The sequence below is a fragment of the Bowdeniella massiliensis genome, assembly GCF_023634005.1.
Taxonomy (GTDB): Bacteria; Actinomycetota; Actinomycetes; order Actinomycetales; family Actinomycetaceae; genus Bowdeniella; species Bowdeniella massiliensis.
Map to the genome: position 1 here is coordinate 1 of NZ_JALIQR010000022.1, position 24,652 is coordinate 24,652.

22 protein-coding genes and 1 pseudogene are annotated in these 24,652 nt (G+C 62.5%); 10 read left to right on the forward strand and 13 right to left on the reverse strand.

Translation table 11 applies throughout. The annotated features are described in order from the left end of the window. Positions 1–479: 479 nt before the first annotated feature. On the reverse strand, positions 480–1,745 hold the full coding sequence (gene tyrS, locus MUN85_RS12080; protein ID WP_092564615.1) for a tyrosine--tRNA ligase: 1,266 nt from the start codon (positions 1,743–1,745) through the stop codon (positions 480–482). Between the two features lie 115 nt (positions 1,746–1,860). On the opposite strand from tyrS, the gene MUN85_RS12085 reads away from it, so the two are divergent. From MUN85_RS12085 to MUN85_RS12100, 4 genes are all read left to right on the forward strand, one after another. Beyond that, positions 1,861–2,091, forward strand: coding sequence for a cation:proton antiporter domain-containing protein (locus MUN85_RS12085; protein ID WP_250506929.1), 231 nt, complete (start codon positions 1,861–1,863; stop codon positions 2,089–2,091). 68 nt (positions 2,092–2,159) lie between these two features. Then, the gene (locus tag MUN85_RS12090; protein WP_250506930.1) at positions 2,160–3,311 is read left to right on the forward strand and encodes a cation:proton antiporter domain-containing protein; all 1,152 of its coding nucleotides are present in this window, start codon (positions 2,160–2,162) and stop codon (positions 3,309–3,311) included. A 27-nt stretch (positions 3,312–3,338) separates the two neighbouring features. Then, positions 3,339–3,821 carry an Arc family DNA-binding protein gene (locus MUN85_RS12095; protein WP_250506931.1) on the forward strand — a complete coding sequence of 161 codons (483 nt, stop codon included), beginning with the start codon at positions 3,339–3,341 and terminating at the stop codon, positions 3,819–3,821. Positions 3,822–3,835: 14 nt separating this feature from the next. Further along, positions 3,836–4,642 (forward strand): DUF4097 family beta strand repeat-containing protein, encoded by an 807-nt coding sequence (locus MUN85_RS12100; RefSeq protein ID WP_250506932.1) that lies wholly within the window; start codon positions 3,836–3,838, stop codon positions 4,640–4,642. Positions 4,643–4,702: 60 nt separating this feature from the next. Here MUN85_RS12100 and MUN85_RS12105 read toward each other — a convergent pair whose 3' ends face one another. The 10 genes from MUN85_RS12105 to MUN85_RS12150 all read right to left on the reverse strand — a co-directional run bounded on the left by MUN85_RS12105 (position 4,703) and on the right by MUN85_RS12150 (position 14,297). Further along, entirely contained in the window at positions 4,703–5,713 is a 1,011-nt protein-coding gene (locus MUN85_RS12105; protein WP_250506933.1) for an AbaSI family restriction endonuclease, read from the reverse strand. A gap of 2 nt (positions 5,714–5,715) precedes the next feature. Further along, positions 5,716–7,116: an argininosuccinate lyase gene (argH, locus tag MUN85_RS12110; RefSeq protein ID WP_250506934.1), complete on the reverse strand. Its 1,401-nt coding sequence runs from the start codon at positions 7,114–7,116 to the stop codon at positions 5,716–5,718. Positions 7,117–7,126: 10 nt separating this feature from the next. Continuing rightward, positions 7,127–7,627, reverse strand: a complete 501-nt coding sequence (locus tag MUN85_RS12980) for an arginine repressor (protein WP_250506935.1) — start codon at positions 7,625–7,627, stop codon at positions 7,127–7,129. Positions 7,628–7,636: 9 nt separating this feature from the next. After that, positions 7,637–8,890 (reverse strand): argininosuccinate synthase, encoded by a 1,254-nt coding sequence (locus tag MUN85_RS12120; protein WP_250506936.1) that lies wholly within the window; start codon positions 8,888–8,890, stop codon positions 7,637–7,639. A 53-nt stretch (positions 8,891–8,943) separates the two neighbouring features. Next, a complete protein-coding gene (locus tag MUN85_RS12125) occupies positions 8,944–10,098 on the reverse strand; it encodes an acetylornithine transaminase (RefSeq protein ID WP_250506937.1) in 1,155 nt (384 codons plus the stop codon). Beyond that, positions 10,095–10,997: an acetylglutamate kinase gene (argB, locus tag MUN85_RS12130; RefSeq protein WP_250506938.1), complete on the reverse strand. Its 903-nt coding sequence runs from the start codon at positions 10,995–10,997 to the stop codon at positions 10,095–10,097. The genes MUN85_RS12125 and argB overlap by 4 nt, the downstream gene beginning before the upstream one ends. 9 nt (positions 10,998–11,006) lie before the next feature. Continuing rightward, positions 11,007–12,170 (reverse strand): bifunctional glutamate N-acetyltransferase/amino-acid acetyltransferase ArgJ, encoded by a 1,164-nt coding sequence (argJ, locus tag MUN85_RS12135; protein ID WP_250506939.1) that lies wholly within the window; start codon positions 12,168–12,170, stop codon positions 11,007–11,009. Beyond that, positions 12,167–13,216 carry an N-acetyl-gamma-glutamyl-phosphate reductase gene (gene argC, locus MUN85_RS12140; protein ID WP_250506940.1) on the reverse strand — a complete coding sequence of 350 codons (1,050 nt, stop codon included), beginning with the start codon at positions 13,214–13,216 and terminating at the stop codon, positions 12,167–12,169. The genes argJ and argC overlap by 4 nt, the downstream gene beginning before the upstream one ends. Before the next feature lie 134 nt (positions 13,217–13,350). After that, entirely contained in the window at positions 13,351–13,776 is a 426-nt protein-coding gene (locus MUN85_RS12145; RefSeq protein WP_250506941.1) for a hypothetical protein, read from the reverse strand. Between the two features lie 14 nt (positions 13,777–13,790). Continuing rightward, entirely contained in the window at positions 13,791–14,297 is a 507-nt protein-coding gene (locus tag MUN85_RS12150; protein WP_092564641.1) for a flavodoxin domain-containing protein, read from the reverse strand. A gap of 138 nt (positions 14,298–14,435) precedes the next feature. Here MUN85_RS12150 and MUN85_RS12155 point away from each other — a divergent pair, with 138 nt between their 5' ends. Next, positions 14,436–15,254 carry an aldo/keto reductase gene (locus tag MUN85_RS12155; protein WP_250506942.1) on the forward strand — a complete coding sequence of 273 codons (819 nt, stop codon included), beginning with the start codon at positions 14,436–14,438 and terminating at the stop codon, positions 15,252–15,254. A 155-nt stretch (positions 15,255–15,409) separates the two neighbouring features. Here MUN85_RS12155 and pheT read toward each other — a convergent pair whose 3' ends face one another. Both pheT and pheS read right to left on the reverse strand, forming a co-directional pair. Continuing rightward, positions 15,410–17,944: a phenylalanine--tRNA ligase subunit beta gene (gene pheT / locus MUN85_RS12160; RefSeq protein WP_250506943.1), complete on the reverse strand. Its 2,535-nt coding sequence runs from the start codon at positions 17,942–17,944 to the stop codon at positions 15,410–15,412. 3 nt (positions 17,945–17,947) lie between these two features. Then, a complete protein-coding gene (gene pheS / locus MUN85_RS12165; protein WP_250506944.1) occupies positions 17,948–19,009 on the reverse strand; it encodes a phenylalanine--tRNA ligase subunit alpha in 1,062 nt (353 codons plus the stop codon). 224 nt (positions 19,010–19,233) lie between these two features. Here pheS and MUN85_RS12170 point away from each other — a divergent pair. The 5 genes and pseudogenes from MUN85_RS12170 to MUN85_RS12190 form a co-directional block, all read left to right on the forward strand. Beyond that, positions 19,234–19,869: pseudogene (locus MUN85_RS12170) on the forward strand (type I restriction-modification system subunit M); the annotation flags it as partial. 382 nt (positions 19,870–20,251) lie between these two features. Beyond that, positions 20,252–20,458 (forward strand): type II toxin-antitoxin system Phd/YefM family antitoxin, encoded by a 207-nt coding sequence (locus tag MUN85_RS12175; protein ID WP_250506945.1) that lies wholly within the window; start codon positions 20,252–20,254, stop codon positions 20,456–20,458. After that, positions 20,448–22,499 (forward strand): type I restriction-modification system subunit M, encoded by a 2,052-nt coding sequence (locus MUN85_RS12180; RefSeq protein WP_250506946.1) that lies wholly within the window; start codon positions 20,448–20,450, stop codon positions 22,497–22,499. Before MUN85_RS12175 ends, MUN85_RS12180 begins: the two co-directional genes overlap by 11 nt. A gap of 4 nt (positions 22,500–22,503) precedes the next feature. Further along, a complete protein-coding gene (locus tag MUN85_RS12185) occupies positions 22,504–23,784 on the forward strand; it encodes a hypothetical protein (protein ID WP_250506947.1) in 1,281 nt (426 codons plus the stop codon). Beyond that, on the forward strand, positions 23,784–24,572 hold the full coding sequence (locus tag MUN85_RS12190) for a type I restriction endonuclease (protein ID WP_250506948.1): 789 nt from the start codon (positions 23,784–23,786) through the stop codon (positions 24,570–24,572). Before MUN85_RS12185 ends, MUN85_RS12190 begins: the two co-directional genes overlap by 1 nt. The last annotated feature ends 80 nt before the right edge of the window (positions 24,573–24,652 follow it).

Consider the following 24,652-nt stretch of genomic DNA (forward strand, 5'->3'; position numbering starts at 1 on the left):
CCAAAAAAAGGGGCAGCCAACCAAACAAAACAACCCACACCCACCAAAAAAAGGCGAGCACAGGCCAAATGGCATCACAAAAAATACAAAATGACACACTGTTGAGTTATCAAGGAACCACCACACACTCCCGCCGCAGACACAATAATGTCTACTTTGAAAGAAGTGGGATTTCGTTGGCCCATCATCTGGGCCGGGTATCGAGTCTACCTTGTCTGTCTGACTCGGTCAACTTCGATTTGTGTGATCCGCGCCGCAACCTGTTGGCCGCTTTGGGATCTCCCTTCGCTTTCCGAATCTCTCCGTTCCGCAACCGGGCTCAATGAGCTTATGACTGCAGGGGGCGGTGCGTCAAGTCTGCGCAACCGCCTGTTCCACCCCCGATTTCGCCCGGAATCTCGCGGCAAACGAAACGGCGGTGCGATCCGGACTCATAAATGTGGTCCGGATCGCACCGCCGTATCGCTCGCTGGTTTGTGTTACGCCTTCGGGCGCGCAACGGCAAGGTTTCGCCGCCCACGGCGCACGAGTACACACTCGCCGGGTAGGAGGTCCGCCTCGGTGATGACGGCGTCTTCGTCTTCGACCTTGACGTTGTTCAGGTACGCACCACCGGAGGCAACCGTGCGGCGCGCAGCGCTCCGCCCCTTCTCAAGCCCGGAGTCCACGAGGACGTCCACGATGGTGGACTCCCCCAGGGTCAGGTCGGCGCTGGGCAGCTGAGCGGTTGCGTCCTTCAGCGTCTGCGCGTCAATGGTGGCGAGATCGCCCGAGCCGAAGAGTGCGCCGGAGGCGGCTTCGACGTCTGCGGCAGCGCCGGCACCGTGAACGAGGCTCGTGACCTCACGGGCGAGCGTGCGCTGGCCGAGGCGGGCGCGCGGGTTCGCTTCGTGCTCGGCGATGACGCGCTCGATCTCTTCGCGCGGCAGCATCGTAAAGATCTTGAGCAGCTTGGGAACTTCGACGTCGTCGACGTTGATCCAGAACTGGAAGAAGTCATAGGGCGAGAGCATCTCCGGATCGAGCCAGATGGCGCCGCCCTCCGACTTTCCGAACTTCGTGCCGTCGGCCTTGGTGATGAGCGGAGTGGTAAAGGCGTGCACTGTGGCGCCGAGGGACTTACGGACGAAGTCGACGCCGCCGATGATGTTGCCCCACTGGTCGTTGCCGCCGGTTTCCAGGGTGCACCCGTAGCGGCGGTAGAGCTCGGCGAAGTCGTTGGCCTGCAGGATCTGGTAGCTGAACTCGGTAAAGGAGAGGCCCTCGTCGCTGCGCAGCCGCGCGGCGACCGATTCCTTGGCGAGCATCGTGCCCATGCGGAAGTGCTTGCCGAGGTCGCGCATCAAGGAGATGGCGGAGATGTCCTTCGTCCAGTCGTAGTTGTTCACCATGACCGCCGCGTTCTCGCCCTCGAAGGACAGGAAGCGCGAGATCTGGCCGCGGAGCTTTTCCACCCACTCGGCGACGACGTCGCTGGGGTTCAGGGTGCGCTCCCCGCTCATGCGCGGATCACCGATGAGGCCGGTGGCGCCGCCGACGAGGGCGAGCGGTTTGTGGCCCGCGTTTTGCAGGTGCTTCATCAACATGAGCTGGACGAGGTGGCCGTGATGCAGCGAGGCAGCCGTCGGGTCATAGCCGGCATAGAAGGTGATGGGTCCTTCCTCGAGGGCTGCGTCGAGCGCATCTAGGTCAGTGTGTTGGGCGATGAAGCCGCGCCACTGAAGCTCTTCGAGGAGAGTGTTCATCGGGTTACCTTCCACGGTCGTGGTGTGAATGCTTGCGGGCCCAGCCTATCGCGCGCGGGGTGGGACCAGCGCGAGAGGTCCGAATTTAGCCGCAGAGCCTGGGCACACTCCGATCATGACGGCGGTGATGATCTACTTGGGGGCGGTTTTTGCTGGCGGCCTGGCGGCGATCGCGCTACGGCTGCCACCCCTCATTGGGTTCTTGGCGACCGGGTTCTTACTGAACGCCAACGGGATCGAAAAGCTCCCCGGGCTCGACGTCGCGGCCGAGCTCGGTGTGACGCTCATGCTCTTCGCGATCGGTCTGAAGCTCGATATCCGCGCGCTGCTCGGTAAGGAGGTCTAGCTGACCGCCACCGCCCACCTGCTTGGTACGGTGTTCGTCGGGACCGGGTTCATTTGGCTGCTCGCGACGTGGGGCATCGTCAGCGTTTCTGGCGTGGGAGTGATGGCGCTGCTCGCGCTCGCGCTGTCGTTTTCTTCGAGCAGGCGCTGTATGGCCGCATCACGATCGGCGTCCTCATCATGCAGGACATCTTTGCCGTCATCTTCATTTCTATCTCGCACGGCACCGCGCCGAATCCGCTCATCTTCGGGCTCTCGCTCCTCATCCCGCTGCTGGTCATCATTCTGCGGCGCTTCACCCGGCTCGGGCACGGCGAGATGCAGGCGCTGTTCGGGATTTTTATGGCGCTCATCCCGGGCTATGCGCTCTTTGAGTACCTCGGGCTGTCGGGTTCGCTCGGCGCACTCATCATGGGGCTCGTGCTCGCGAGCCACCCCTGGGCTAACCAGCTCTCGGACGCGCTCTTTACGCTAAAGGAACTGTTGCTCGTCGCGTTCTTCGTCAACATTGGGTTCGCGGGGCTACCGACGACCAACACGCTCATCGGCGGGCTCATGTTGCTGCTGCTCTTGCCGATTCAGGGAGCCAGCTACTGGTTGCTGCTGGCGCTGACGGGGATGCGGCACCGCACGAGCCTGCTCACGGGGGCGTTGCTGACGAGCTACTCGGAGTTCGCTCTCATTGTGGCGGCGCTCGGGGTCGCCGATGGCTGGCTCGAGCCCGAATGGCTCGTCAAACTGGCGGTCGCCGTCGCGGGCAGTTTCGTTATCGCCGCGATGCTCAACCCGCGCAATACCTCCGCCCTGTCGAGTTTCGCTGCGCGCTTTCCCTCGCGTCCGCCTGAAAAGCTCAACATCCACGACCGCCCCATTCCATTTGGCGACGCTACCGCGCTCGTGCTCGGGATGGGGCGGGTCGGCAGCGTTGCCTACCAGCAGCTTGAGATCGAGCACGGGCTGAACGTTCTTGGGGTCGAACACGACCCGGCGCGAGTTGCGGCGTTGGAAAAGTGCGGGATCGACGCGATCGAGGGCGATGCGACCGATACCGATTTCTGGGATCGAGTCATGCGACGCGCTCATGGAGATCAAGCGCCGAAAATTCACGGGGACGGTCGCGGACCGCTCCATCGAAGTTCGCCAGGACCCGCGCGAACGCCACACAGACTAGCGTCGTCAGCCTCGACGACACTCCCTGATGTCACTTTGCCATTGCGGTGACACCCCCGATGGTGTCATACTGGCGACATGAACATATCTGACCACGTGTCCGCACTCAGATCCGCTCTACTCGGTTCGGTTTCGCTCGGTGACGAGCAGACCCGGAACCTGGCTGAAGCGATCGTCGCGACGTCGGAGCCGGCAATTCGCCAGGTGACGCTCTCGCACTACGACCAACTCGCTTCCGATCTCAGCGCGCAGCTGCCTGATGCCCAGGTCGTTGTTCAACTTGTCGATGGCGAGCCGAAGCTCGTTGCGATCCCCAAGTCGACGTCGGCCGGCCCGACCGATCTTCCGGGAGACGATGGCGCTGACAATCCGGTCCGCACGACCGTACGGCTGCCGATGTACCTGCGTGACGATGTCGAACGCGCAGCCAAGAAGTCGGGTAAGTCGATCAATACCTGGATCGTCGACGCAATTCGCACGGCGCTGAACCGCCCGTCAACCGGCACCACTCCCCCACAAACTTCGTTTTCCTCCGGCGGACTGTCCGGCTGGTACTCCTGAAAGGTAATCCGCACATGTACACCGAACTTCTTTCTTCGCACGAACACACCGGACCTGTCACGATCCACGTGGAGTCCCGTTACCTCGACCTGAAGGTCAACATCGGCGATCGCGTTCACGCATCGCTGTCAGGGCCGGACGAGGTCCACGAGGGTGCCACCGCCCACTTCGATGGCAGCACGCTGACGGTCGACATTCCGAAGCTCTCCGACACCTGGATGAACTCGTGGCGCGGAGTGCCGCGCGACTTCAAGTCGACCGTCGAGGTCACGGTGCCCGCGGGCAGCTCGCTCGACGCGACGCTGGACGTTGGTTCCGTCAAGACGCACGGCCGCCTCGAAGGCGCCGACGTCAAGACCAATGCTGGCAGCGTCAACATCGAAGAAGCCTCGCGCATAAAGTTCCACGGCGACGCCGGAAACCTCAAGGTCGGCAAGGTCGAAAGCGTCGACGCCAAGTGCGACGCTGGCCAGATCGTCATCAAAAACCTGCGCGATGGCGTGCTGAAGACGAGCGCTGGCCGCATCAGTGTCGGTGAGGTCCTGAACTCGCTGACCGCTAGCGCCGATGCCGGCTCTATCCGCGTGAAGTACGCGGGTGCCTCAGATATTGACGCGAAGGCGAGCCTCGGCTCCATCCGCATTGCCGTCGCGCGCGGCATCTCGGTCTACGCTGACTGCCACGCGACCGCTGGTTCCGTACGCACCGACCTTAAGGAAGCCGCCGAGCCCACGCCCGGTGCTCCGGTCGCTCGCATCAAGGCGCGCACCGATCTCGGGTCGATCAAGCTCGAGCGCGCGGACGCGCGTCTCGGGGAGTAATCACAACAAAGCGACGCCGCCCCTTCGACGCTCGGAGGGGCGGCGTTGCTGTCTCAGATCTCAGTCGTCGAGACCTGCCAGGATCTCCTCTGGAGCTGTCAGTTCCTCCCCCTCCTTTAGTCGGCGGAGCTTGGTTGCCACACGCTTCCAGACCCTCGCTTCGCCATCTCCGCTGTGCCACTCAAAGACCCCAGCGAACCGGTACACCCCATCCTCGTTTCCGAGGGCCGAGTATTCGCGCTTCACGAACCAGGCTCTGAGATCGGGTTGAGGATCTGTGAACTCCCCGGGCTTCGGATCATTTGACCTTTCAGTGATTTTTTTACCGTCCCGGGACAGTGTGTTCTTCCAGCCTTTCGAGCCACGCGCCTTGGTGCTCAGGTTCCCGATCGAAAGGTTGATCTTCTTACCGAATGGGTTGTACTCCGCTCCGTAGTACTGATTTCGCTCATCTGAAAGATCAGTAAACGATCCGATACTCTGACCATGGGTACGTCTGAAGTTCGTTCCGAAGAGAGAATTGTAGATCTCCGAATAGGTCTCGAAGACGATTTCGTCTCGAACCGTTTCCTCCAGATCGATATACGCCCGATCCTTCAGATATGCGACAGGATCGGGCCGACGCTCTGTCCACTCCTTAAATTCTCCCCGTGCTTTGGCTGCTTCGACATGTTTTTTCACCAGGTTTGCGACTGCGGTCAATCTGTCATCAAACTCTTGATCAGTCCGCAAATCCGCGTAGGAAATCCTTTGAATGTCCTCCGCTAGTGCGTCCTCGTCGACCTGCCGCAGCGTTTCAAAAATGGCCAAATCTCGATCCAAGTCGGCTTGACGCTGCCCCTCTCCCGCATGGTAGAACTCATCGCACTCAATCGCGATCTTGACCTGAGGGAAGTAGAGGTCAACGAGTTTTCTACCCCGGTCAGTTCTCACCAGCTGCTGTGTCACCGGGCGGACGTTCAAATCGCCGACCCGGTTCCAGATCGCATTGACCACGTAATTTTCGAGGTTCTTACGCTTCGTTCTATGCGAGAACTGTTTCGCTAGGTAGTCAGTCTTCCACTTACTCATAGTTACCGATCTCCTATCGCTTGCACCATAGAAGAAAGCTCGGCGAGCTGCTCGGCTACGCGCTCGGGCGCGGTGCCGCCGTAGCCGCTGCGGGCAGCGACGCTCCCCTCGGCTGAGAGGACCTCGCGGACGCCCGCGTTCAGGTGCGGCGAAATGCTCGTGAGTTCGTCGTCGGTGAGCTCCCACAGTTCCTTGTGCTGAGCTTCGCAGACCTTCACGCACGTGCCTGCGATCTCGTGGGCGTCGCGGAACGGGACGCCCGTGCGCACGAGCCACTCGGCGATGTCGGTGGCGAGAGCGAAGCCGCGCGGGGCGAGGTGTGCCATGCGCTCGGTGTCGAACGTGAGGGTGGCGATCATGCCGGTGAAGGCGGGCAGTAGCGTCGTGAGTTGGTCGACGGCGTCGAAGACGGGTTCCTTGTCCTCTTGCAGGTCACGGTTGTAGGCGAGCGGCAGGGCCTTCAGGGTGGCGAGCAGGCCGGTGTGGTTGCCGATGAGGCGGCCGGCCTTGCCGCGGGCGAGTTCGGCGATGTCGGGGTTTTTCTTCTGCGGCATGATCGACGAGCCCGTGGAGTAGCCGTCGTGCAGCGTGATGAAGCCGAATTCGGCGGTGTTCCAGATGATGACCTCTTCGGCTAGGCGCGAGAGGTTCACGCCGATGAGGGCGCAGATGAAGGAGAATTCGGCGATGACGTCGCGCGCGGCGGTGGCGTCAATCGAGTTGGGCTCGGGTGCGCTAAAGCCGAGGTCGGTGGCGACCTGGCGCGGGTCGAGGCCGAGGCTGGAGCCGGCGAGCGCGCCGGCGCCGTAGGGGCTGCGGGCGGCGCGTTCGTCCCACTGCTTAAGGCGCGACAGGTCGCGCACGAGCGGCCACGCGTGGGCAGCGAGGTGGTGGGCGAGCAGCACCGGTTGGGCATGCTGCAGGTGGGTGCGCCCGGGCATGATGGCGGTGCCGGCGCGCTCGGCCTGGTCGATCAGCGCGGCGATGAGGTCACGCACCTGGGCCGTAAGGGTTGCTGCCTGCTCGCGCAGGTAGGCGCGGATGAGGGTGGCGATCTGGTCGTTGCGGCTGCGGCCCGCGCGCAGTTTGCCGCCGAGCTCCGCGCCGACGCGCTCGATCAGGAGGCGCTCCAGCGCGGTGTGGACGTCCTCGTCGCCAGCGATCGGCTGGGCGGCGCCGGAGGCGACGTCATCGGCGAGGGTATCCAGTCCCGCGATCATCTGCTCGTATTCGTCCTCGCTCAGGTGGCCGGCGGTGAGCAGGGCGCGGGCGTGCGCCTTGGAGCCGGCGATGTCGTAGGGGGCGAGGCGCCAGTCGAAGTGCGTGGAATCCGACAGGCGCACCAGCTCGGGGGCGGGGCCGGAGCTGAAGCGGCCGCCCCACAGGCTCGTGGGCTTATCCATGGCAGGGCTCCTAATCGTCGAGCGGGGGCAGGCCCGCGAGGATGCGGGCGCAGATATCGGCCGCCATGTCGGATGAGCGCATGACGGTCAGGGTCGTATCATCGCCCGCGACGGTGCCGAGCGCTTTTGCGCCGAGGGCGGCGTCGAGCGCGGAGCCGAGGTACTGCGCGGCGCCGGGCGGAGTGTGCAGCACGAGGAGGTTCGCGCTGTGATCGGCGGCGACGACGAGCTCGGCGGCCAGGCGCGCGAGCCGCACGATCGCACTCGAGGTCTCGGGCGGGATGGGGACGTCGGTGGGGACGTCGTAGGTGAAGGTGCCGTCGGGCCGGCGCAGCTTCTGCGCGCCGAGCTCCACCAAGTCGCGACTCAGCGTCGCCTGGGTGGCGGAGATGCCGTGGCGGGCGAGGCGCTCGGCGAGTTCGGCCTGGCTGCGCACGTCCTGCTCGCGCAGGATCCGCACGACGGCCGCCTGGCGCGCGACTTTGGTGGCGGGTACGGATGGGACGGACACGGCGCCTCCTTACAGGCGGTCGTAGGCCGCGTCGCGGCGGGCGGCGAGCTTGGTGGATAGGCCCACGATCTCGATAAAGCCGCGCGAGTTGGACTGGTCGAAAGTATCGCCCTCGTCGTAGGTGGCGAGGTTGAAATCGTAGAGTGAGGTCTGCGAGCGCCGGCCGGTGACGGTGGCGCGGCCGCCGTGCAGCTGCAGACGGATCTCGCCCGAGACGTAGAACTGGGTGTCGGCGATGAAGGCATCGAGGCTGCCCTTTAAGGGGCTGAACCACTGGCCGTCATAGACGAGATCGGTCCAGCGGTTTTCGATCGTTGGTTTGAAGCGCGCCTGCTCGCGTTCCAGGGTGAGGCGTTCGAGTTCGCGGTGGGCGGTGATGAGCGCGATGGCGCCGGGGGCTTCGTAGACTTCGCGCGATTTGATGCCGACGAGGCGGTCCTCGATGATGTCGATCCGGCCGATGCCCTGCGCGCCCGCGCGCTTGTTGAGCTGCTGGATCGCTTCAAGCGGAGTGACGGCCTCGCCGTCGATCGCGACGGGCACGCCGCGCTCGAAGGCGATCGTTACCTCGTCGGCGACGGGCGGGAAGGCCGGATCGTCGGTGTAGGAGTAGATGTCCTTGGTGGGCTCGTTCCACGGGTCTTCGAGGTAGCCGGTTTCGATCGCGCGGCCCCAGACGTTTTGGTCGATCGAGAAGGGGTTGTTCTTCGTCGTTTCGATCGGCAGCTTGTGCTCTTCGGCGTACTCGATCGCGCGCTCGCGGGTCAGGGCGAGATCGCGCACTGGGGACAGGCACGTGAGTTCGGGGGCGAGCGAGGTGATGCCGACCTCGAAACGCACCTGGTCGTTGCCCTTGCCGGTGCAGCCGTGGGCGACGGTCGTGGCGCCGAATTCGCGCGCCGCGGCGACGAGGTGGCGGACGATGACGGGGCGGGACAGGGCCGAGACGAGCGGGTAGGCGCCCTGGTACATGGCGTTGGCGGCGAGCGCCGGCATGCAGTAGTCCTCGGCGAACTCATCGCGCGCGTCGGCGATGTAGGCGGCGCTGGCCCCGCAGTCGAGTGCCCGCTGGCGAATGACGGAGAGGTCTTCGCCGCCCTGGCCGACGTCGACGGCGACGCAGACGACGTCGCGGCCGGTGGCTTTCTTGATCCAGCCGATGGCGACGGAGGTATCGAGGCCCCCGGAGTAGGCCAGGACGATCGGCTTATCGTCGGAGGAATAATCGGACATTGCGGACAGGGCGGAGGTGGGGATAGTCATGGCGAAGAGTCTTTCGGGTGGCAGGTGCGAGGACGAGGACGGGGCGAGGTGCCCTATCGTCGTCGTCGCGCAAGGGCCGCCCGCAGGGCCGAGGTGAAGGCGGCGCGCTGCTCATCGCTGATGAGGTAGGAGGGCGCGAGGCGCAGCGTCTCGGCATTGGGCGCGTTCGTGATGAAGCCGACCTCCAGCAGCTCGCGCTGCAGGGCGGGCGCATCGGCGAGAGCGACGCCGAGCAGCAGGCCGGCGCCGCGGACCTCAGCGACGCCCTCGATTGCGGCGAGTTCGGCCGCCCAGCGAGCGCCGACCTCGGCGCAGCGGGCCATCAGGTTCTGCTCCTCGATCGTCTCGATGACGGCGAGGGCGGCGGCGCACGCGATGGGGTTGCCGCCGAAGGTGGTGCCGTGGTCGCCCGCGGCGAAGAGGTCGCCCGCCTCACCCACGGCGAGCATCGCGCCGATGGGGATGCCGCCGCCGAGGGACTTGGCGAGAGTGACGACGTCGGGCGTGATACCGGCGGCGCTGTGGGCGAAGAAGGAGCCGGTGCGCCCGGTGCCGGACTGGATCTCGTCGACGATGAGCAGCGCGCCCGCCGCGGCGGTGATCTCGCGGGCGGCACGCAGGTAGTCGTGGCTGAGCGCAACGACGCCGCGCTCGCCCTGGATCGGCTCGAGGATGAGGGCCGCGGTCGACTCGGTGACGGCCGCGGCGAGGGCGTCGATATCCTCGGGCGCCACGAAGGTGACGGGCTCGATCAGCGGCGCGAACGGCTCGCGGTAGGCGGCCTTGGACGTCACCGACAGCGTCGCCATGGTGCGCCCGTGGAAGGAGCCGTCAAGCGCCACGAAGCCGCCGCCGGCGCGGTGCTTGCGCGCGAGCTTGAGGGCGGCCTCGTTGGCTTCGGCGCCGGAGTTGGCGAAGAACACCTTGGCGCCCGGCAGGTAGGAGCGCAGCTTCGCGGCGAGCGCGAGCTGCGGCGGGGTGGTGAAGAAGTTGGACGTGTGCCCGAGGCTCTGCAGCTGGCGCGTCACCGCGCCGGTGATCGCGGGGTGGTTCTGCCCGAGGCACGTCACGGCGATCCCGCCGAGCAGGTCGAGGTAGTCCTTGCCGGCGTCATCGCGCACGATGAGACCCTCGCCGGAAACGAGGTTGAGCAGCGGGGTGCCAAAGACCTGCTGGAAGGCCTCGGTGTAGTCCTCCTGCCAGGTCACGCGCCCTCCTTTAGTGGCGAATCGATGCGGGTACCCACGCCCACGTCGGTGAAGATCTCCAGCAGCAGGGAGTGCGCCTTGCGGCCATCGACGATGTGCGCTTCCTTGACGCCCGCCTCGATCGCGGCCAGGCAGGCCTGCAGCTTGGGGATCATCCCCTCGCTCATGGTCGGCAGCAGCTCGTTGAGCTCCGCGAGGCTCATGTGCGGGATGATGCTCGACTTATCGGGGAAATCGCGGTAGACGCCCTCGACGTCGGTTAGGACCACGAGCTTGCGGGCCCCGAGCGCGCCCGCGATGGCCGCGGCCGCGGTATCGGCGTTGACGTTGAGCAGCTGGCCGTCGCGGCTCGGCGCGACGGAGGAGATGACGGGGATGCGGCCCGCGTTGATGATGTCCTTGACGGCGCCGGGCGCGACCTTCACGACGTCGCCGACGAGGCCGATGTCCACGTTCGTGCCGTCGATGACGGGGTGATGCACCTCGGCGGTGAGGAAGGTGGCGTCCTCCCCGGATAGGCCCACGGCGTAGGGGCGGTCGGCGTTGATGAGGGAGACGATCTCGCGCTGGACGACACCCGTGAGCACCATCCGCACGACCTCCATCACCTCGGGCGTCGTGACGCGCAGGCCCTTCTTGAACTCTGAGTCGATGCCGAGCCGCGCGAGCATCGCGTTGATCTGGGGGCCGCCGCCGTGCACGACGACGGGTTTCAGGCCCACCTGGCGCAGGAAGGTGACGTCCTTGGCGAAGGCGGCCTTGAGGTGTTCGTCGGTCATGGCGTGGCCGCCGTATTTCACGACGACGATCTCGCCCTCGAACTCCTGCAGCCACGGCAGGGCTTCGAGCAGCACCTCGGATTTATCGACGGCGGTGAGGTTGTCTAGTGGATTGGTCATGGCTCTCCCCTACGACGAGTAGGCGCTGTTTTCTTCGACGTAGTCGTGCGTCAGGTCATTGGTCCAGACGGTGGCGCGGGCGCTGCCGGCCGCCAGGTCGATCGTGACATCGACGTCGTGGGCCGATAGGTCGACCTCGCGTGCCCCGGCCTGCGGCGCCCCGGCCGCGAAGATCGGCTGCCCGTTCATCGTGACCGTGACCTCGTCGCGGTCATAGGGACACTCGGCCTCGCTGAGCGTGCCGATCGCGGCGAGGATGCGCCCCCAGTTGGGATCGCCGCCGAAGATCGCGGCCTTGAACAGGTTCGAGCTCGTCACGCGCCGCGCCGCGGCCTCGGCGGCCGCCTCGCTCACGGCGGAGGTGACCGTCACGGCGATGGTGTGCGAGGCGCCCTCCGCATCGGCGAGCATCTGCTTCGTCAGCGAGGTACACACCTCGGTCAGCGCCGCGGTCAGGTCCTGCCGATTCGCCGCCACGCCCGAGGCGCCCGAGGCGAGCAGGATGACCGTGTCGTTGGTCGACTGGCAGCCATCGGAGTCCATCCGGTTAAAGGAAACATCGACGGCGGCAGCAAGCGCGGCTTGCGCGTCCTCCCCGGCGACGACGGCGTCGGTCGTGATGACGCTCAGCATCGTCGCCATGGCGGGGTTCAGCATGCCCGCGCCCTTGGCCATGCCGCCGACGGTATAGCCCGCAGGGGTGCTCACCGCAGCGTTTTTCGGCACGGTGTCCGTCGTCATGATCGCGCGGGAGGCATCCTCGCCGCCGGTGCCCGAGAGCGATCCGGCCGCGGCGTGAATGCCGGAGGCGACGGCGTCCATCGGCAGGAAGGCGCCGATGAGCCCGGTCGAGCAGACCATGATCTCGCCAGCCTCGCAGCCGAGCTCCTGGGCAACGAGCGCAGCCATGTGGCGCGCATCGGCCATGCCCTGCTCCCCCGTGCAGGCGTTCGCCCCGCCGGAGTTCAGCACGACGGCCTTCGCGCGGCCCGTCGCGGCCACCTCGCGCGTGACGTAGACGGGCGCGGCGGCAAAGCGGTTCGGCGTCGTGACGGCCGCGGCAGTAACCTCGGGCCCGTCGCTCACGACGAGGGCGAGGTCGAGCGCCCCGGAGTCCTTGATCCCGGCCGCGACCCCGGCCGCGGTAAAGCCCATCGCACTCGTGACGCTCATGGTGTTCCCTCCGTCGGCAGGCCGCTCGTCTCGGGTAGGCCAAGGGCGATGTTCATCGACTGGATGAGGCCGCCCGCCGTGCCCTTGACGAGGTTGTCGAGCGCGCACATCGCGATGAGGTGGCCGGAGTGCTCGTCCTTGGTGACCTGCACGGTCGCGACGTTCGAGCCCTGCACGGCCTGGGTCGTGGGCCAGATCCCCTCCGGCAGGACGTGGACAAACGGCTCATCGGCGTAGACGTCCTGCCAGACCTCGCGCAGCTCGGCGGCCGAGGCCGTGGTAGGGAGCGTGACGGAAGCGAGGATGCCACGGTTCATCGGAACGAGGATCGGGGTGAAGGCGACCGTGGGGTTGTCAACGCCCGCGGTGCGCAGGTTCTGCTCGATCTCGGGGATGTGGCGGTGGCTGCCACCGACGGCATAGGGCGCCGCATTGGACTGGGCGGCAAGCGCCATGAGGTGAGGTTTGAGGGCCTTGCCTGCGCCGGAGTAGCCGACGGCGAGGGTCGCGACCAGCTCGGAGAAGTCGACCTTGTCCTGCAGCAGCGCTCCGGGCTGCGTCGCGAGGGTCACGGCCGTGACGTTGCAGCCGGGAACGGCCACGCGCGTGGCACTCGCGAGGATCTCGCGCTGCTTGGCAGCCGTCTTCTCGCCGGCGTGCAGCAGCTCGGGCAGGCCATAGGGCCAGGTGCCGGAGTGCTCGGAGCCGTAATAGGTCTGCCAATCCGCTGCGCTCGCCAGCCGGTGATCGGCCCCGGCGTCAAAAACGCGGACGGTCTCGGGCAGCTGGGCGGCGATCTCGCCGGAGGCGCCGTGGGGCAGGGCGAGGATCGCGACGTCGACGTCGGCGAGCTTGGCGACATCGGTCTTTTCGATAACTCGGTCGGCAAGTGCTCGCAGGTGGGGATGGTGTTCGCCCAGGCGGCTACCCGCGGAGGAGTGCGCCATGAGGTGGGTGATGTCCAGGTTTTCGTTGGCGGAAAGCAGGCGTAGCGCCTCTCCCCCGGCAGCACCGGAGGCTCCAACGACTGCGACGTGAAGAGTCATGTGCATAACCATACGTCGAGCTGTAAATTCTTCCAGGTCTCTGTACCGAATCGTGGGATGATGTCCGGTTTAGGCGAAGCTCGAGGCGTCGGATCACCCCTCGGCGGAGCGAAGCTAGCGCGCGTCGGTCCGCATTACATCTCCGCGCGAGCGAAGGTGCGCAGGTAGCGCTCCCACGGCGGATCGATCCGGAAAAGCACGGGACTGATGTTCACCGTCCTCCCGTCCTTCAGATCCAGCCGGTAGTACGCGTACCCCTTGTTGGACACCGCCGTGATGAGGTCGATGTCCTTCCGGCGGATTATCTGTACGCCGCGGAAGGGGACGGTGAGGCGAATCTCCTCGGGCGTGAACTGAATGCGCAGCCGCCACAAGTAGTACAGGCCGAGCCAAAACGCGCACGCAGCGAGCGCCGACGGGATGATCGCGAGCCACAACACGGGTTTCTCGCGCGCCGGAAAGGAGGCCGCCACAACGACGAGCGTAATGAACAGCGCAACGACGAAGACGGTCGCGCGGGACTTCAGCGAGGTTCGCTGTGCCCCGTAGACACTGGCCATCTCGGCACGGCAGGCTACTGCTGGAGCTTTTCCTGCTCGGAGAGCTGGCTGCCGATTTCCTGCGCCCACTCCTTGATCTTGTCCCACTCGCGGTAGTCGCCCTCGGGGGCATTACCGAGGCGGGCGACCGTGCGCTCGCGCAGGGAAAGTCCGCCGAGGTCGAGGCGGCCCTTAAAGACTTCGTGGTCGATCGGGTTGATGGACAGCAGAACCGGTCCGACGCGGCGCGGATCCTGCACGTTGCCCTTGGGAACGCCGGCCAGGCCACAGGAGAAGGTCCACAGCGGGATGTCACGCAGCTCGGAGCGGAAGCGCTGCACGAAGTTGCGCGCGGATTCCATCCACTGAGTCATATAGACGGCAGAGCCGAGAACGACTGCGTCGATGCCTTCGAGGTCGCGAACATCCCCGGGTGCTACCCGGCGAGATTCGTGGCCCGCAGCGCGCAGCTCTTCGACGATGGCGTCGCCAATTTCTGCAGTGGCGCCGTGCTGGGATGCGATGACTACGAGTACCTTCATGACTCCAGTGTCCCTTGCTCTTGGTGACGAATCGGTGACCTACGTCCTTAGCTTAGTTCAGTCCCCAACCGCGTGCAGTCTCCGCCGCCGCCACCAGACGTACGTCACAGCGCGCGGCCAGTAGCGTACGGTCGAGGTATGAGGTTCAACGACGTTCCCCGGCTCGGTATTGGCACCTGGATGATGGGCGATGACGCCAGCAAGCGAGACGATGAAATTGCCGCAATTCGCTCCGGCCTCGATGCCGGACTGCGCCTGATTGATACCGCCGAGATGTATGGCGATGGCCGCAGCGAAGAACTCGTAGGCGAGGCTATTGCGGGTCGCCGCGATGAGCTCTTCCTCGTGAGCAAGGTGCTCCCCGAGAATGCCAGCCACGATGGGGTACGGCGATCGCTGCGAGCATCACTCGAGCGACTCGGAACCGACTACCTCGATTGCTACCTCCTGCATTGGCGCGGTGCCGTGCCGCTCGCGGAGACCGTTGCCGCTTTCGACGAAGCCGTCTCCGAGGGCCTGATCCGGTCCTGGGGTGTGTCGAACTTCGATCCCGATGACCTTCACGAGCTCCAGTCGATCTCGGGAGACTGCGCCACCAACCAGGTGCTCTACAACCTGACTCGCCGCGGCCCCGAGGTCGATCTCTTCCCACTCATGCGGATGCTTGGCATGCCCGCGATGGCCTACTCCCCCATCGAGCAAGGGCGGCTCTTTGAAGGCGAGCGCGGAAAGCGGCTCGCCGCCATCGCTTCCGAAGCCGGGCTCTCCCCCGCCGTTCTCGCCCTGGCGTGGGTCATGCGCGACGGTTCGACCATCGCGATCCCAAAGACAAGCTCGCCCGAGCGTATGCAGGAGAACGTCTCTGCGCTCGATCTCGAGCTCACCGATGATGTCCTAGCCGCCCTTGAGGACGCCTTCCCGGCCCCGGAGCGATCGGGCCCGCTCGAGACGATCTAGGACTTTTCGGCCAGCCGGCCGTGCCGAGATCGCCCGCGGACTCCATGGGAGTCGAGCCATGAACGTCGTCAACGGTAGGCGATATAAGAGATACGCAAAGTCCCCTCAGTTAGAACCGTGTCGAACTGAGGGGAGCTCGCTGAGTTGGCAGCCGGTCAGGCGCGGAGCTCAGCCCCAATCCGGGCCTTGGCCGACTTGATGACACGATTGCGCACCTGGTTGATGTCCTCTGCAGTCAGGGTCCGATCCTGAGCGCGAATCCGCAGTGCCACGGCAATGGAGTAGTGCCCCTCGGGGATTCCGGCACCACGGTAGATGTCGAAGGTGCGGACCTGTTCGGTCAGTTCCTTCGCCGCCTGGCGCACCACCTGCTCAACTTCAGCGGCGGTGACGGAGTCCTTCACGACAAACGCGAAGTCCTCCTTCGCCGGCGGGAAGGTCGAGACGTGGGAGACGAGGTGAGCGCCGTCTGGGATCTGTGCCAGGAGTGCATCAATGTCGATCTCGAACGCACATGTGCGGGCGGGCAGCCCGAGCTCGGCGCATACATCAGGGTGGAGTTCGCCCGCGTGACCCACGACGATCTCACCCGCCCTGAGCTCGGCGCACCTACCTGGATGGAACGGGACATATTCCGTCTTCACCGGGGTCAACGGCACACCGACCGTGTCTCCGACGATGGTGGTGAACTCAATGGCATCCGCCCAGTCGTAGTAACGCGATGCTCCAAGGGCTGCACCTTCTGAGACCGGCCCGGATAACACGCCTGCCACATGCCACGGCTGATCCGGAACGACGGCGGCGATCGCCTCGAGATCGGCATCGCTCGGGCGCGCACCAACTGCGGGAAGTGGAGTTTCCTTCGTCGCCTTCGGCAAGACGACAGTGCCGAGCTCCATGATGGCGACGCGCTCGAGTCCCCGCGATACGTTCCGCACAGCCGTCTCCAGCAGAGTTGAAAGCAGATTGGAACGCAAGTATGGGGCATCATCGGCAAGCGGGTTCGCGAGCTTCAGACGCTCGAAACGCGAGTCTCCCTCAGCAATGCCAAGCCGATCCGCTCCCGTAAAGGGGAAGGACAGCACCTCGAGGAGGCCATGCTCGGCTAGGGAGCGGGCGATCGCGCGACGCCGGGACTGGTCTGCGGTGAGGCCAGAGCCAACCGGAGCAGTGGGAACAATCGATGGAATTTCGTCATAGCCGACGATGCGGGCGACTTCTTCCACCAGATCCGCGCCGCCGGAAAGGTCCGGGCGCCACGTAGCAGGGGTGACCTGCCAGCGATCTCCTCGCTCCACGCTGCAGCCAATGGCTTCGAGGACCTCGGCGATGCGGTCATCCGTGAGATCGAGTCCCGCGAGCCCGGCGACCTGAGCCGGATCGAAGCTGATCGGCTCGGGTGCGGTCGTGTTATTGACGTCGCCTACGGCAGGATCGGCGGTTCCGCCGCCAAACTCAACGAGCAGATCGACGACACGCTGTGCCGCAACGGGCGGAAGCTCTGGGTCGACACCGCGTTCAAACCGCTTGGCCGCTTCACTCGGGATCTTGTGGCGGCGGGCGGTACGCGCAACCGAAACCTGGTCGAAGTGGGCAGCTTCAATCAGCAGGTCCGTAGTGGACTCGCTAACCTCGGTATCCGCTCCACCCATCACGCCGGCAAGGCCCAGCACCCGGGCACCTTCAGAGTCGGTGATGAGCAGATCTTCTGGGTTGAGCTTGCGCGTGATGTCATCGAGAGTCTCGAAGGACTCCCCTGCCTTCGCTCGCCGCACAACGATGGGACCGTTCATCTTGTCCAGGTCGTAGGCGTGCAGCGGCTGGCCCAGATCGAGCATGACGTAGTTGGTGATGTCGACTGCCAAGCTGATCGGACGCATGCCGGCCGCTATCAAGCGATCCTTCATCCACTTCGGACTCGGCTTAGTGGGATCCACGCCCCGCACGATGCGGGTAACGAAACGATCGCAGCCAACATTGCCGTGAATCGGTGCGTCGTCCTCAATCCGGACTTCGTACCCGTCTGCCGTAGCCTCGAGAACGTCGACGCCGAGAGCCGGATCGTTGAAGGTGGCTCCCGTCGAGTGACCATACTCGCGAGCAACGCCACGCATCGAGAAGCAGTACCCGCGGTCCGGGGTCACGTTAATCTCGAGGAGTTCTCCGCCAAGCCCGAGCAGCTCGAGGGCCGATGTGCCGGGCTCCGGAATATCCTCGAAACGCTCGTTGAGAACGATGATGCCATCGTGGTCGTCACCGAGTCCGAGCTCCTTATCGGAGCAGATCATGCCATCGGACCAGTGCCCGTAGGTCTTTCGGGCACCGATCTCGAATCCGCCCGGAAGCGTCGTTCCCGGAAGGGAAACAACGACGTAGTCGCCAACACCGAAGTTGTGGGCACCGCAAATGATGCCGCGGCTCTCGAGTTCGCTCGGCTCCTTGCCGGTACCCGGCGCGTCATTGTGCTCGCCAACATCGACGCGGCAGTAGTTAACGGTCTTGCCGTTCTTGTGAGTTTCCTTCTCGCACGTCAGGACCTTGCCGACAACGAGCGGGCCCGAAACTGACGGAGGATGAATCTCCTCTTCCTCAAGACCTACGGCGACGAGTGCGGCAGCGAGTTCTTCGGCCGTCGTTCCAGCGGGAACATCGACGTGCTCGCGGAGCCAATCAATCGGTACGTATGGCATGTTTTAGATTCCCCTCGCGTGCGAAGTCGGGCCGAACTGGGTGGTGAAGCGCATGTCGCCTTCCACCATGTCGCGCATGTCGTCGATCTCGTGGCGCAGCATGACGCCACGCTCGATTCCCATGCCAAAGGCGAAGCCGGTGTATTCCTCCGGGTCAATACCGCAGGCACGCAACACGTTCGGATTGACCATGCCACAGCCACCCCATTCGATCCAGCCTGCACCGCCCTTCTTCTGCGGGAACCACAGGTCGAGTTCAGCGCTCGGCTCGGTAAAGGGGAAGTAGGAAGGGCGGAGGCGTGTGTGGGCCTCTTCGCCGAACATCCATTTCGCGAAATGATCCAACGTGCCCTTAAGGTGGGCCATCGTCAAACCCTTGTCGACCGCGAGCCCCTCCACCTGGTGAAATACCGGGGCGTGGGTCGCATCGAGCTGATCTGAGCGGAAGACCTTGCCTGGGCAAGCGATGTACAGCGGCGGATCCTGCTTGAGCAGGGTGCGCGCCTGCACCGGTGAGGTGTGGGTACGCATGACCAGATGGGAACCGGGGGCATCCACGAAGAAGGTGTCCTGCATCTGGCGAGCCGGATGGTCTGGCCCGAAGTTCAGTGCATCGAAATTGAACCACTCGTGTTCCACCTCGGGGCCTTCGGCGATCTGCCAGCCCATCGAGGCAAAGAAGTCAGAGATGTCGTCCATGAGCAGACCGATCGGGTGGCGGGCGCCGTGCGCAAGCCGGCGAGCCGGAATGGTGACATCCACGCTCTCTTCAAGTAGGACGCGCTCCGCCTCCTGCTTCTTCAGCACACCCTCACGCTCGGCAATGGCCTTGTTGACTCGACCGCGTGCTTGACCCATACGCTTACCAGCAGCGGCACGATCCTTCGGATCCAGCGACTTGATCTGGCGATTAGCACCAGCAAGCGGCGACGCATCCGCAGCGTGCGCGAGACGAACAGCCTTGAGGCTCTCGAGTGAGTCAGCTTCTTCGATCGCTGCGAGAGCCTCGGCTACCGCAGCATCGACGCCCGCTTCATCGAGCGGGCTCAGCGGAGTATCAGACATGACGACCTTTCGTGGGTTCCACCGTGCAGTTTAGCCAAGACTGGAGTGATGCCGTTGCGGCGTCCGCCGCGGTGAACCACTCGTACATTTGTTCCATGGATCCCGCCGGTTTGTGGCGGCATCTCGGGATACGGTGGACGAAGATTGTTCACAATAAGGAGCACGGCGTGACCCCCTCGACCAAGGAAGCCCAACGCGCCGAACTTCATAGGACCATCTAGCGGATCGCCAATGACCTGCGCGGCAGCGTCGATGGTTGGGATTCCAAGAGCTACGTCCTTGGGATGCTGTTTTATCGCTTTATTTCCGAGAACCTGGCTGCCTACGTCGATGCCGGAGAGCGAGAAGCAGGCAACCGCGACTTCGATTACTGTGAACTGCCGGATCAGGATGCCGATCTGGCGCGTCCTGCCCTGCTCGAAGAAAAAGGCTTCTTCATCTATCCATCCGAGCTTTTCGACAACGTGCGCGAGTGTGCCGCCAGAGGTGAGGACCTCAACGAGACGCTCGAGCGAGTCTTCAAGAACATCGAGGCGTCCACAGTCGGCACCGACAGCGAAGACGACATCAACGGCCTGTTCGACAACCTCGACGTGAACAGCGCGAAACTCGGTAACACCGTTAAACAGCGGATTGAGAAACTGCGGAAACTCCTGGACGCGATCGGTGATCTACCACTAGGCGATTTCCGCCACAACTCAATCGATCTTTTCGGCGATGCCTACGAGTACCTGATGCAGATGTACACATCCCAGGCAGGCAAGTCCGGGGGCGAGTACTACACGCCACAGGAAGTATCCGAGGTCCTCGCCAAGATTGCGGTCGGCGAAAAGAAGCGCGTCAACAAGGTCTATGAGCCAAAGACCTCGGATTTAATAAGATCCGCCGTCCCAGCCTAACCCCTGTTGACCAGGGGTTTTCTTGTTCCTCGGGCGAATCGTTGCCCTCGGCGTGCAGCATCCGGGTACCGCCATGGGCCTCTCTAGCTCGGAAAATCCGCACCACCGGGCGAGGAGGGGTGCGGAGAGCGCCCTGCGTTGGCGAGTACGGGTTGAAGGGGCGTGAGTTGAACTCGTCTTTGTAGGTCGTTCACCTACTCGACAGTCAGATCCGCAGATTCTCATCCATATTTACATGTAACTATTGGTGGTAATTAACATGTATCCTTGCCGTGTTTTTGCCTTCATGACCCCAGCTTGTGTGGGAGACTTAGGGCGGCCCGTAAGAACGACAGGGAGACTCATGGCGACCAAGAAGCGCAAGGTTCCGATGCGTCACATCAACATCGGTGATCTTTCGCGTGGTCAGGCATCACGCCTGATCAAGGAGGTGGCCGACAAGGACGAGCCTGCTTACGTTCTGCGCTACGGAAAACCGATCGCCGTGGTGATCTCGAACGAACGCTACGAGCGACTGATGAGTGAAGGAATTGACCCGAGTGAGCACTGACAGACTTACGAGCCACGTTGCTTTGATTTGGAACATCGCAGAGATTCTGCGTGGCGACTATAAGGAACACGAGTACGGCGATGTCGTGTTGCCTTTCACTGTGCTGACCCGCCTCGATTCCGTTCTCGTGGATACGAAGCAAGCAGTCCTGAATATCAAGGCAACCTCAGTTCCAAGCAAGATCAAGGAGCTGCAGTACGCCAAGGCTACGGGCTACCCGTTGTGGAATACGTCGAACTTCACGCTCAAGACCTTGTTGGATGACCCGGACAATCTTGAGCAGAACTTGAGTTACTATGTGCAAGCGTTCGCGCCTGCCGCGCGTGAAGTGATGGAGGCGTACAGCTTCTACAACGTCATCGAACGCCTCGACAAAGCAGGCCTGCTCTATCAGGTGCTCAGCGAGTTCACGTCCTCAAAGGTTAACCTTCATCCTGACGTAGTCAGTAACGACCAGATGGGCTACATCTTCGAAGAGCTCATCCGCCGGTTCTCCGAACTATCGAACGAAACCGCTGGTGAACACTTCACCCCGCGCGAGGTCATCAGCTTGATGGTCAACCTACTCTTCAACCCAGAAGAAGACATTAACCGGCTTTGTGCAGACGGTGCTATGGCGTCGCTGTATGACCCCGGGGTCGGCACCGGTGGAATGCTCTCGATCGCTGCGCAGCATGTTGAGGATCTGAATGACACTGCCCGCCTCGAGGTTTACGGACAAGAGCTCAACCCGCAGACGTATGCGGTGGCGAAGTCGGACATCATGATTAAGGGCGAACGCCAGGAACGCATCTACTTTGGTAACTCGCTGACCAATGACAAGACGGCGAACCAGCGCTTTGACTACATGCTTTGCAATCCACCGTTTGGTGTGAATTGGAAGAAGTACGCTGCCCCGATTCATGAAGAAGCTGAACGCAAGGGGTACCAGGGTCGCTTCGGCGCTGGAACGCCTCGTGTTTCAGACGGCTCGTTTCTTTTCTTGCAGCACATGATCTCGAAGATGAAGCCCTACGATCCACAGGACTTCGTGAATGCTCCTGGCACACGGATTGGCATCGTATTCAATGGCTCGCCCCTCTTCACTGGCGGAGCCGGGCAGGGCGAATCTGAGATCCGCCGTTGGATCCTTGAAAATGACTGGTTGGAAGCGATTATCGCGCTCCCCGATCAGATGTTCTACAACACCGGCATTCTCACCTACATCTGGGTACTGTCGAACAAGAAAGAGCACCGCCGCAAGAACAAAGTGCAACTGATCGACGCCACCCAGTATTTCCGGCGGATGCGTAAACCCTTGGGTGAAAAGCGCAAAGAACTCACCGAAGACAACATCGCTGACATCACTCGCATCTACGGAGCGTTCCAGGAAACCGAAGAGTCGAAGATCTTTGACACCGAGGACTTTGCTTACCATGAGGTTGTCGTGGAGCGTCCACTGCGGTTGAGTTTCCAAACCACCCCCGAGACGCTCGAAGCGCTCAAGGGCGCCAAGGCATTTACTGATCTAGCCGCATCGAGAAAGCGTAGCGAGCCAGCACGCACCGAAGAAGTCGAGGCGGGCAAGCGAGTGCAGGCAGCGATCATTGCCACCCTCGAGGCGCTCGATGCTGAGCACGTGTACCTCAACCGGGACGGTTTCACCGACCTTGTCCGTAAAGGCATCAAGGAACGCGGTGAGAAGATCGGCATCGCATCGCTGCGCAAGATTGTTGCCGAGCTCAGCTCAAAGAACCCTGCCGCGGATATCTGCGTCGATGCGAAAGGTAACCCTGAGCCAGACGCGGATCTGCGCGATACCGAGCAAATCCCGCTACGCGAGGATATCGAGGCGTACTTCCAGCGCGGAGTGATCCCCTATGCCCCCGACGCATGGATAGACCACGACAAAACCAAGATCGGCTACGAGATCCCCTTTACCCGATACTTCTACAAGTACGAAGAACTCGGTGACCCCGTCGAAACCCTCACCGAGATTCAGACGCTTGCAGCCACGATCCAGGCCGACATTGCCAAACTCTTCAGTGACCAGGTGAACTGAACTCATGACCGATAAGTCACCATTAGAAGTCTGGACGAAGATTCCAACAAGGCACCTTTTTCAGTTTAAACGTGGCTATGCCATTAGCAGAGTAGAAATGGGAAGTAGTGGCATCCCCTGCGTTCACTACGGAGATATTCACGGTGGGTACGGGTTCGAAGTGGACCTTGATACGGCCAGGCTTGGCCACGTGGCGGAACCAGCGAATCATGGAGTGAATGACTTCGTATCAAAGGGCCAGTTTCTCTTCGCAGGATCTTCGGAAGATTACGAAGGAAGTGGTAATTTCACTCTGATACAAGGTACCCAGCACGGAATCGCAGGTACAGATACTATTGTGCTTACTCCAAAACGCGAGTTGTCCGAGAGGTATATTGCATACTTATTTGACTCTTTGTTCTTTCGCGAGCAAATAAGGCCACATATGATGGGTACGAAGGTGTTTCATCCTTCGCAAAGAGTAATAAAAGCTGCGTTTTGTATTCTTCCGCCAAAGCGTGTAGCCGACGCAATTGCTCTGCATTTGGATGCAAAGACGGCAGAGGTTGACTCTCTTATTGAGAAGCTGACGCGCCAGGTAGGGCTGTTGGAGAGGTATCGGCGGGAGTTGATTGCGCGTACGGTCACTCGAGGTTTGGATCCAGATGCGCCGATGAAGGACAGCGGAATCGACTGGATTGACAAGGCCCCAGCAGCCTGGAAAACGACTTCAATCTCGGTCGTTACCGATGAGAATAAGGCCAAGAATGCAGATTTGTCAGAAAAGAATCTGCTCAGCCTTAGTTATGGCCGGATCATTCGCAAAGATATCGATCTCGCATTTGGTTTACTTCCAGCCTCCTTCGATTCTTATCAAATCGTCGAACCCGGCTACATCGTCCTTCGAATGACTGATCTGCAAAACGATAAACGCAGTCTCCGAAGCGCACTCGCCGAGGAGCGTGGAATCATCACCAGCGCGTACATCGGCCTTAAGGTTCGCGGCCCAATCGTCAGTAAATATCTTGCCTGGCTACTGCGGTTTTATGACCTTGCAAAGGTGTTTTACTCAATCGGCGGAGGCGTTCGTCAATCCGCAAACTACAAGGAAATCGGCAAGATTCCGATCCTCGTTCCCCCGGAGTGCGAGCAACAGAAGATCTCCGATTTCCTCGAAGAAAAGTCAGTCCGGATTGATTCGACTATTGAACGCATCAACAAGCAGATCGAACTGCTGGGCAACTACCGCAAGCAGGTTATTAATGATGCCGTGACGGGCAAGGTTCGTGTGGGAGAGGTGGCGTGATGGATACGTCGGAGCGCAGGTTCGAAGATGAGATCGAGTATTGGTTGACTCATGTCGGTCCTTCCGAGTTCGACCTCTACGAATCGAGGCCATCGGCCGGTTTTGATAAGCAGCTTGGTTTGTATCCGCAGGATCTACTCGATTTTGTGCGCGAGACCCAACCTCAGCAATGGGAGCGCCTAGAGCGTATTCATGGAACGAAGGCTGGTGAGAAGTTCTGCAAGCGTGTTGCTCGCGAGCTCGACAATCGCGGCGTCGTGGAGGTGCTGCGTCGCGGAGTGGAGGATCTTGGTGCCCGTTTCAAGCTGGTGTTCTTCGCCCCTGGTTCCGACCTCAACGAGCTGCTGGCAGAGAAGTACTGGGCGAACCGGTTGACTGTGGTCCGCCAGCTGCAGTACTCGACGAAGAATACCAACTCCGTTGACACCGTGTTGTTTGTCAACGGTATCCCGGTGGTGACGATGGAGTTGAAGAATCAGCTCACCGGCCAGACCTATAGGGATGCTGTTGACCAGTACAAGCGGTCCCGCCCAGCCAGTGAGGTGCTGTTCGGGTTGAACCGCCGCGCGGTGGTGCACTTCGCCGTTGATACTGACGAGGTGTGGATGACTACCAAGCTCGCGGGCATGGACACGGTGTTTTTGCCGTTTAACCGTGGCTTTGAAAATGGTGCTGGGAATCCGCCAGTACCAGGTAAGTACAAGACCTCCTATCTGTGGGAGGAGGTCTTGGCGAAGGATTCGGGGGTGTCAAATAGTTTGTGTAAGCCGTGTCGGAAGGAACGGTGATTATCATGACTATGTTCGATAAATCTTTGCCGGGTAGGCCTTCGGGTCAGGACCTGGTTGACCAGCTCAAAGCTTCGGGG

Excerpts from the sequence above, each read along its gene's own strand:
- tyrS (WP_092564615.1), bottom strand. The coding sequence starts at position 1,745 with ATGAACACTCTCCTCGAAGAGCTTCAGTGGCGCGGCTTCATCGCCCAA.
- MUN85_RS12085 (WP_250506929.1), top strand. The coding sequence starts at position 1,861 with ATGACGGCGGTGATGATCTACTTGGGGGCGGTTTTTGCTGGCGGCCTG.
- MUN85_RS12095 (WP_250506931.1), top strand. The coding sequence starts at position 3,339 with ATGAACATATCTGACCACGTGTCCGCACTCAGATCCGCTCTACTCGGT.
- MUN85_RS12100 (WP_250506932.1), top strand. The coding sequence starts at position 3,836 with ATGTACACCGAACTTCTTTCTTCGCACGAACACACCGGACCTGTCACG.
- MUN85_RS12105 (WP_250506933.1), bottom strand. The coding sequence starts at position 5,713 with ATGAGTAAGTGGAAGACTGACTACCTAGCGAAACAGTTCTCGCATAGA.
- argH (WP_250506934.1), bottom strand. The coding sequence starts at position 7,116 with ATGGATAAGCCCACGAGCCTGTGGGGCGGCCGCTTCAGCTCCGGCCCC.
- MUN85_RS12120 (WP_250506936.1), bottom strand. The coding sequence starts at position 8,890 with ATGACTATCCCCACCTCCGCCCTGTCCGCAATGTCCGATTATTCCTCC.
- argB (WP_250506938.1), bottom strand. The coding sequence starts at position 10,997 with ATGACCAATCCACTAGACAACCTCACCGCCGTCGATAAATCCGAGGTG.
- argJ (WP_250506939.1), bottom strand. The coding sequence starts at position 12,170 with ATGAGCGTCACGAGTGCGATGGGCTTTACCGCGGCCGGGGTCGCGGCC.
- argC (WP_250506940.1), bottom strand. The coding sequence starts at position 13,216 with ATGACTCTTCACGTCGCAGTCGTTGGAGCCTCCGGTGCTGCCGGGGGA.
- MUN85_RS12145 (WP_250506941.1), bottom strand. The coding sequence starts at position 13,776 with ATGGCCAGTGTCTACGGGGCACAGCGAACCTCGCTGAAGTCCCGCGCG.
- MUN85_RS12150 (WP_092564641.1), bottom strand. The coding sequence starts at position 14,297 with ATGAAGGTACTCGTAGTCATCGCATCCCAGCACGGCGCCACTGCAGAA.
- MUN85_RS12155 (WP_250506942.1), top strand. The coding sequence starts at position 14,436 with ATGAGGTTCAACGACGTTCCCCGGCTCGGTATTGGCACCTGGATGATG.
- pheT (WP_250506943.1), bottom strand. The coding sequence starts at position 17,944 with ATGCCATACGTACCGATTGATTGGCTCCGCGAGCACGTCGATGTTCCC.
- pheS (WP_250506944.1), bottom strand. The coding sequence starts at position 19,009 with ATGTCTGATACTCCGCTGAGCCCGCTCGATGAAGCGGGCGTCGATGCT.
- MUN85_RS12175 (WP_250506945.1), top strand. The coding sequence starts at position 20,252 with ATGGCGACCAAGAAGCGCAAGGTTCCGATGCGTCACATCAACATCGGT.
- MUN85_RS12185 (WP_250506947.1), top strand. The coding sequence starts at position 22,504 with ATGACCGATAAGTCACCATTAGAAGTCTGGACGAAGATTCCAACAAGG.
- MUN85_RS12190 (WP_250506948.1), top strand. The coding sequence starts at position 23,784 with ATGGATACGTCGGAGCGCAGGTTCGAAGATGAGATCGAGTATTGGTTG.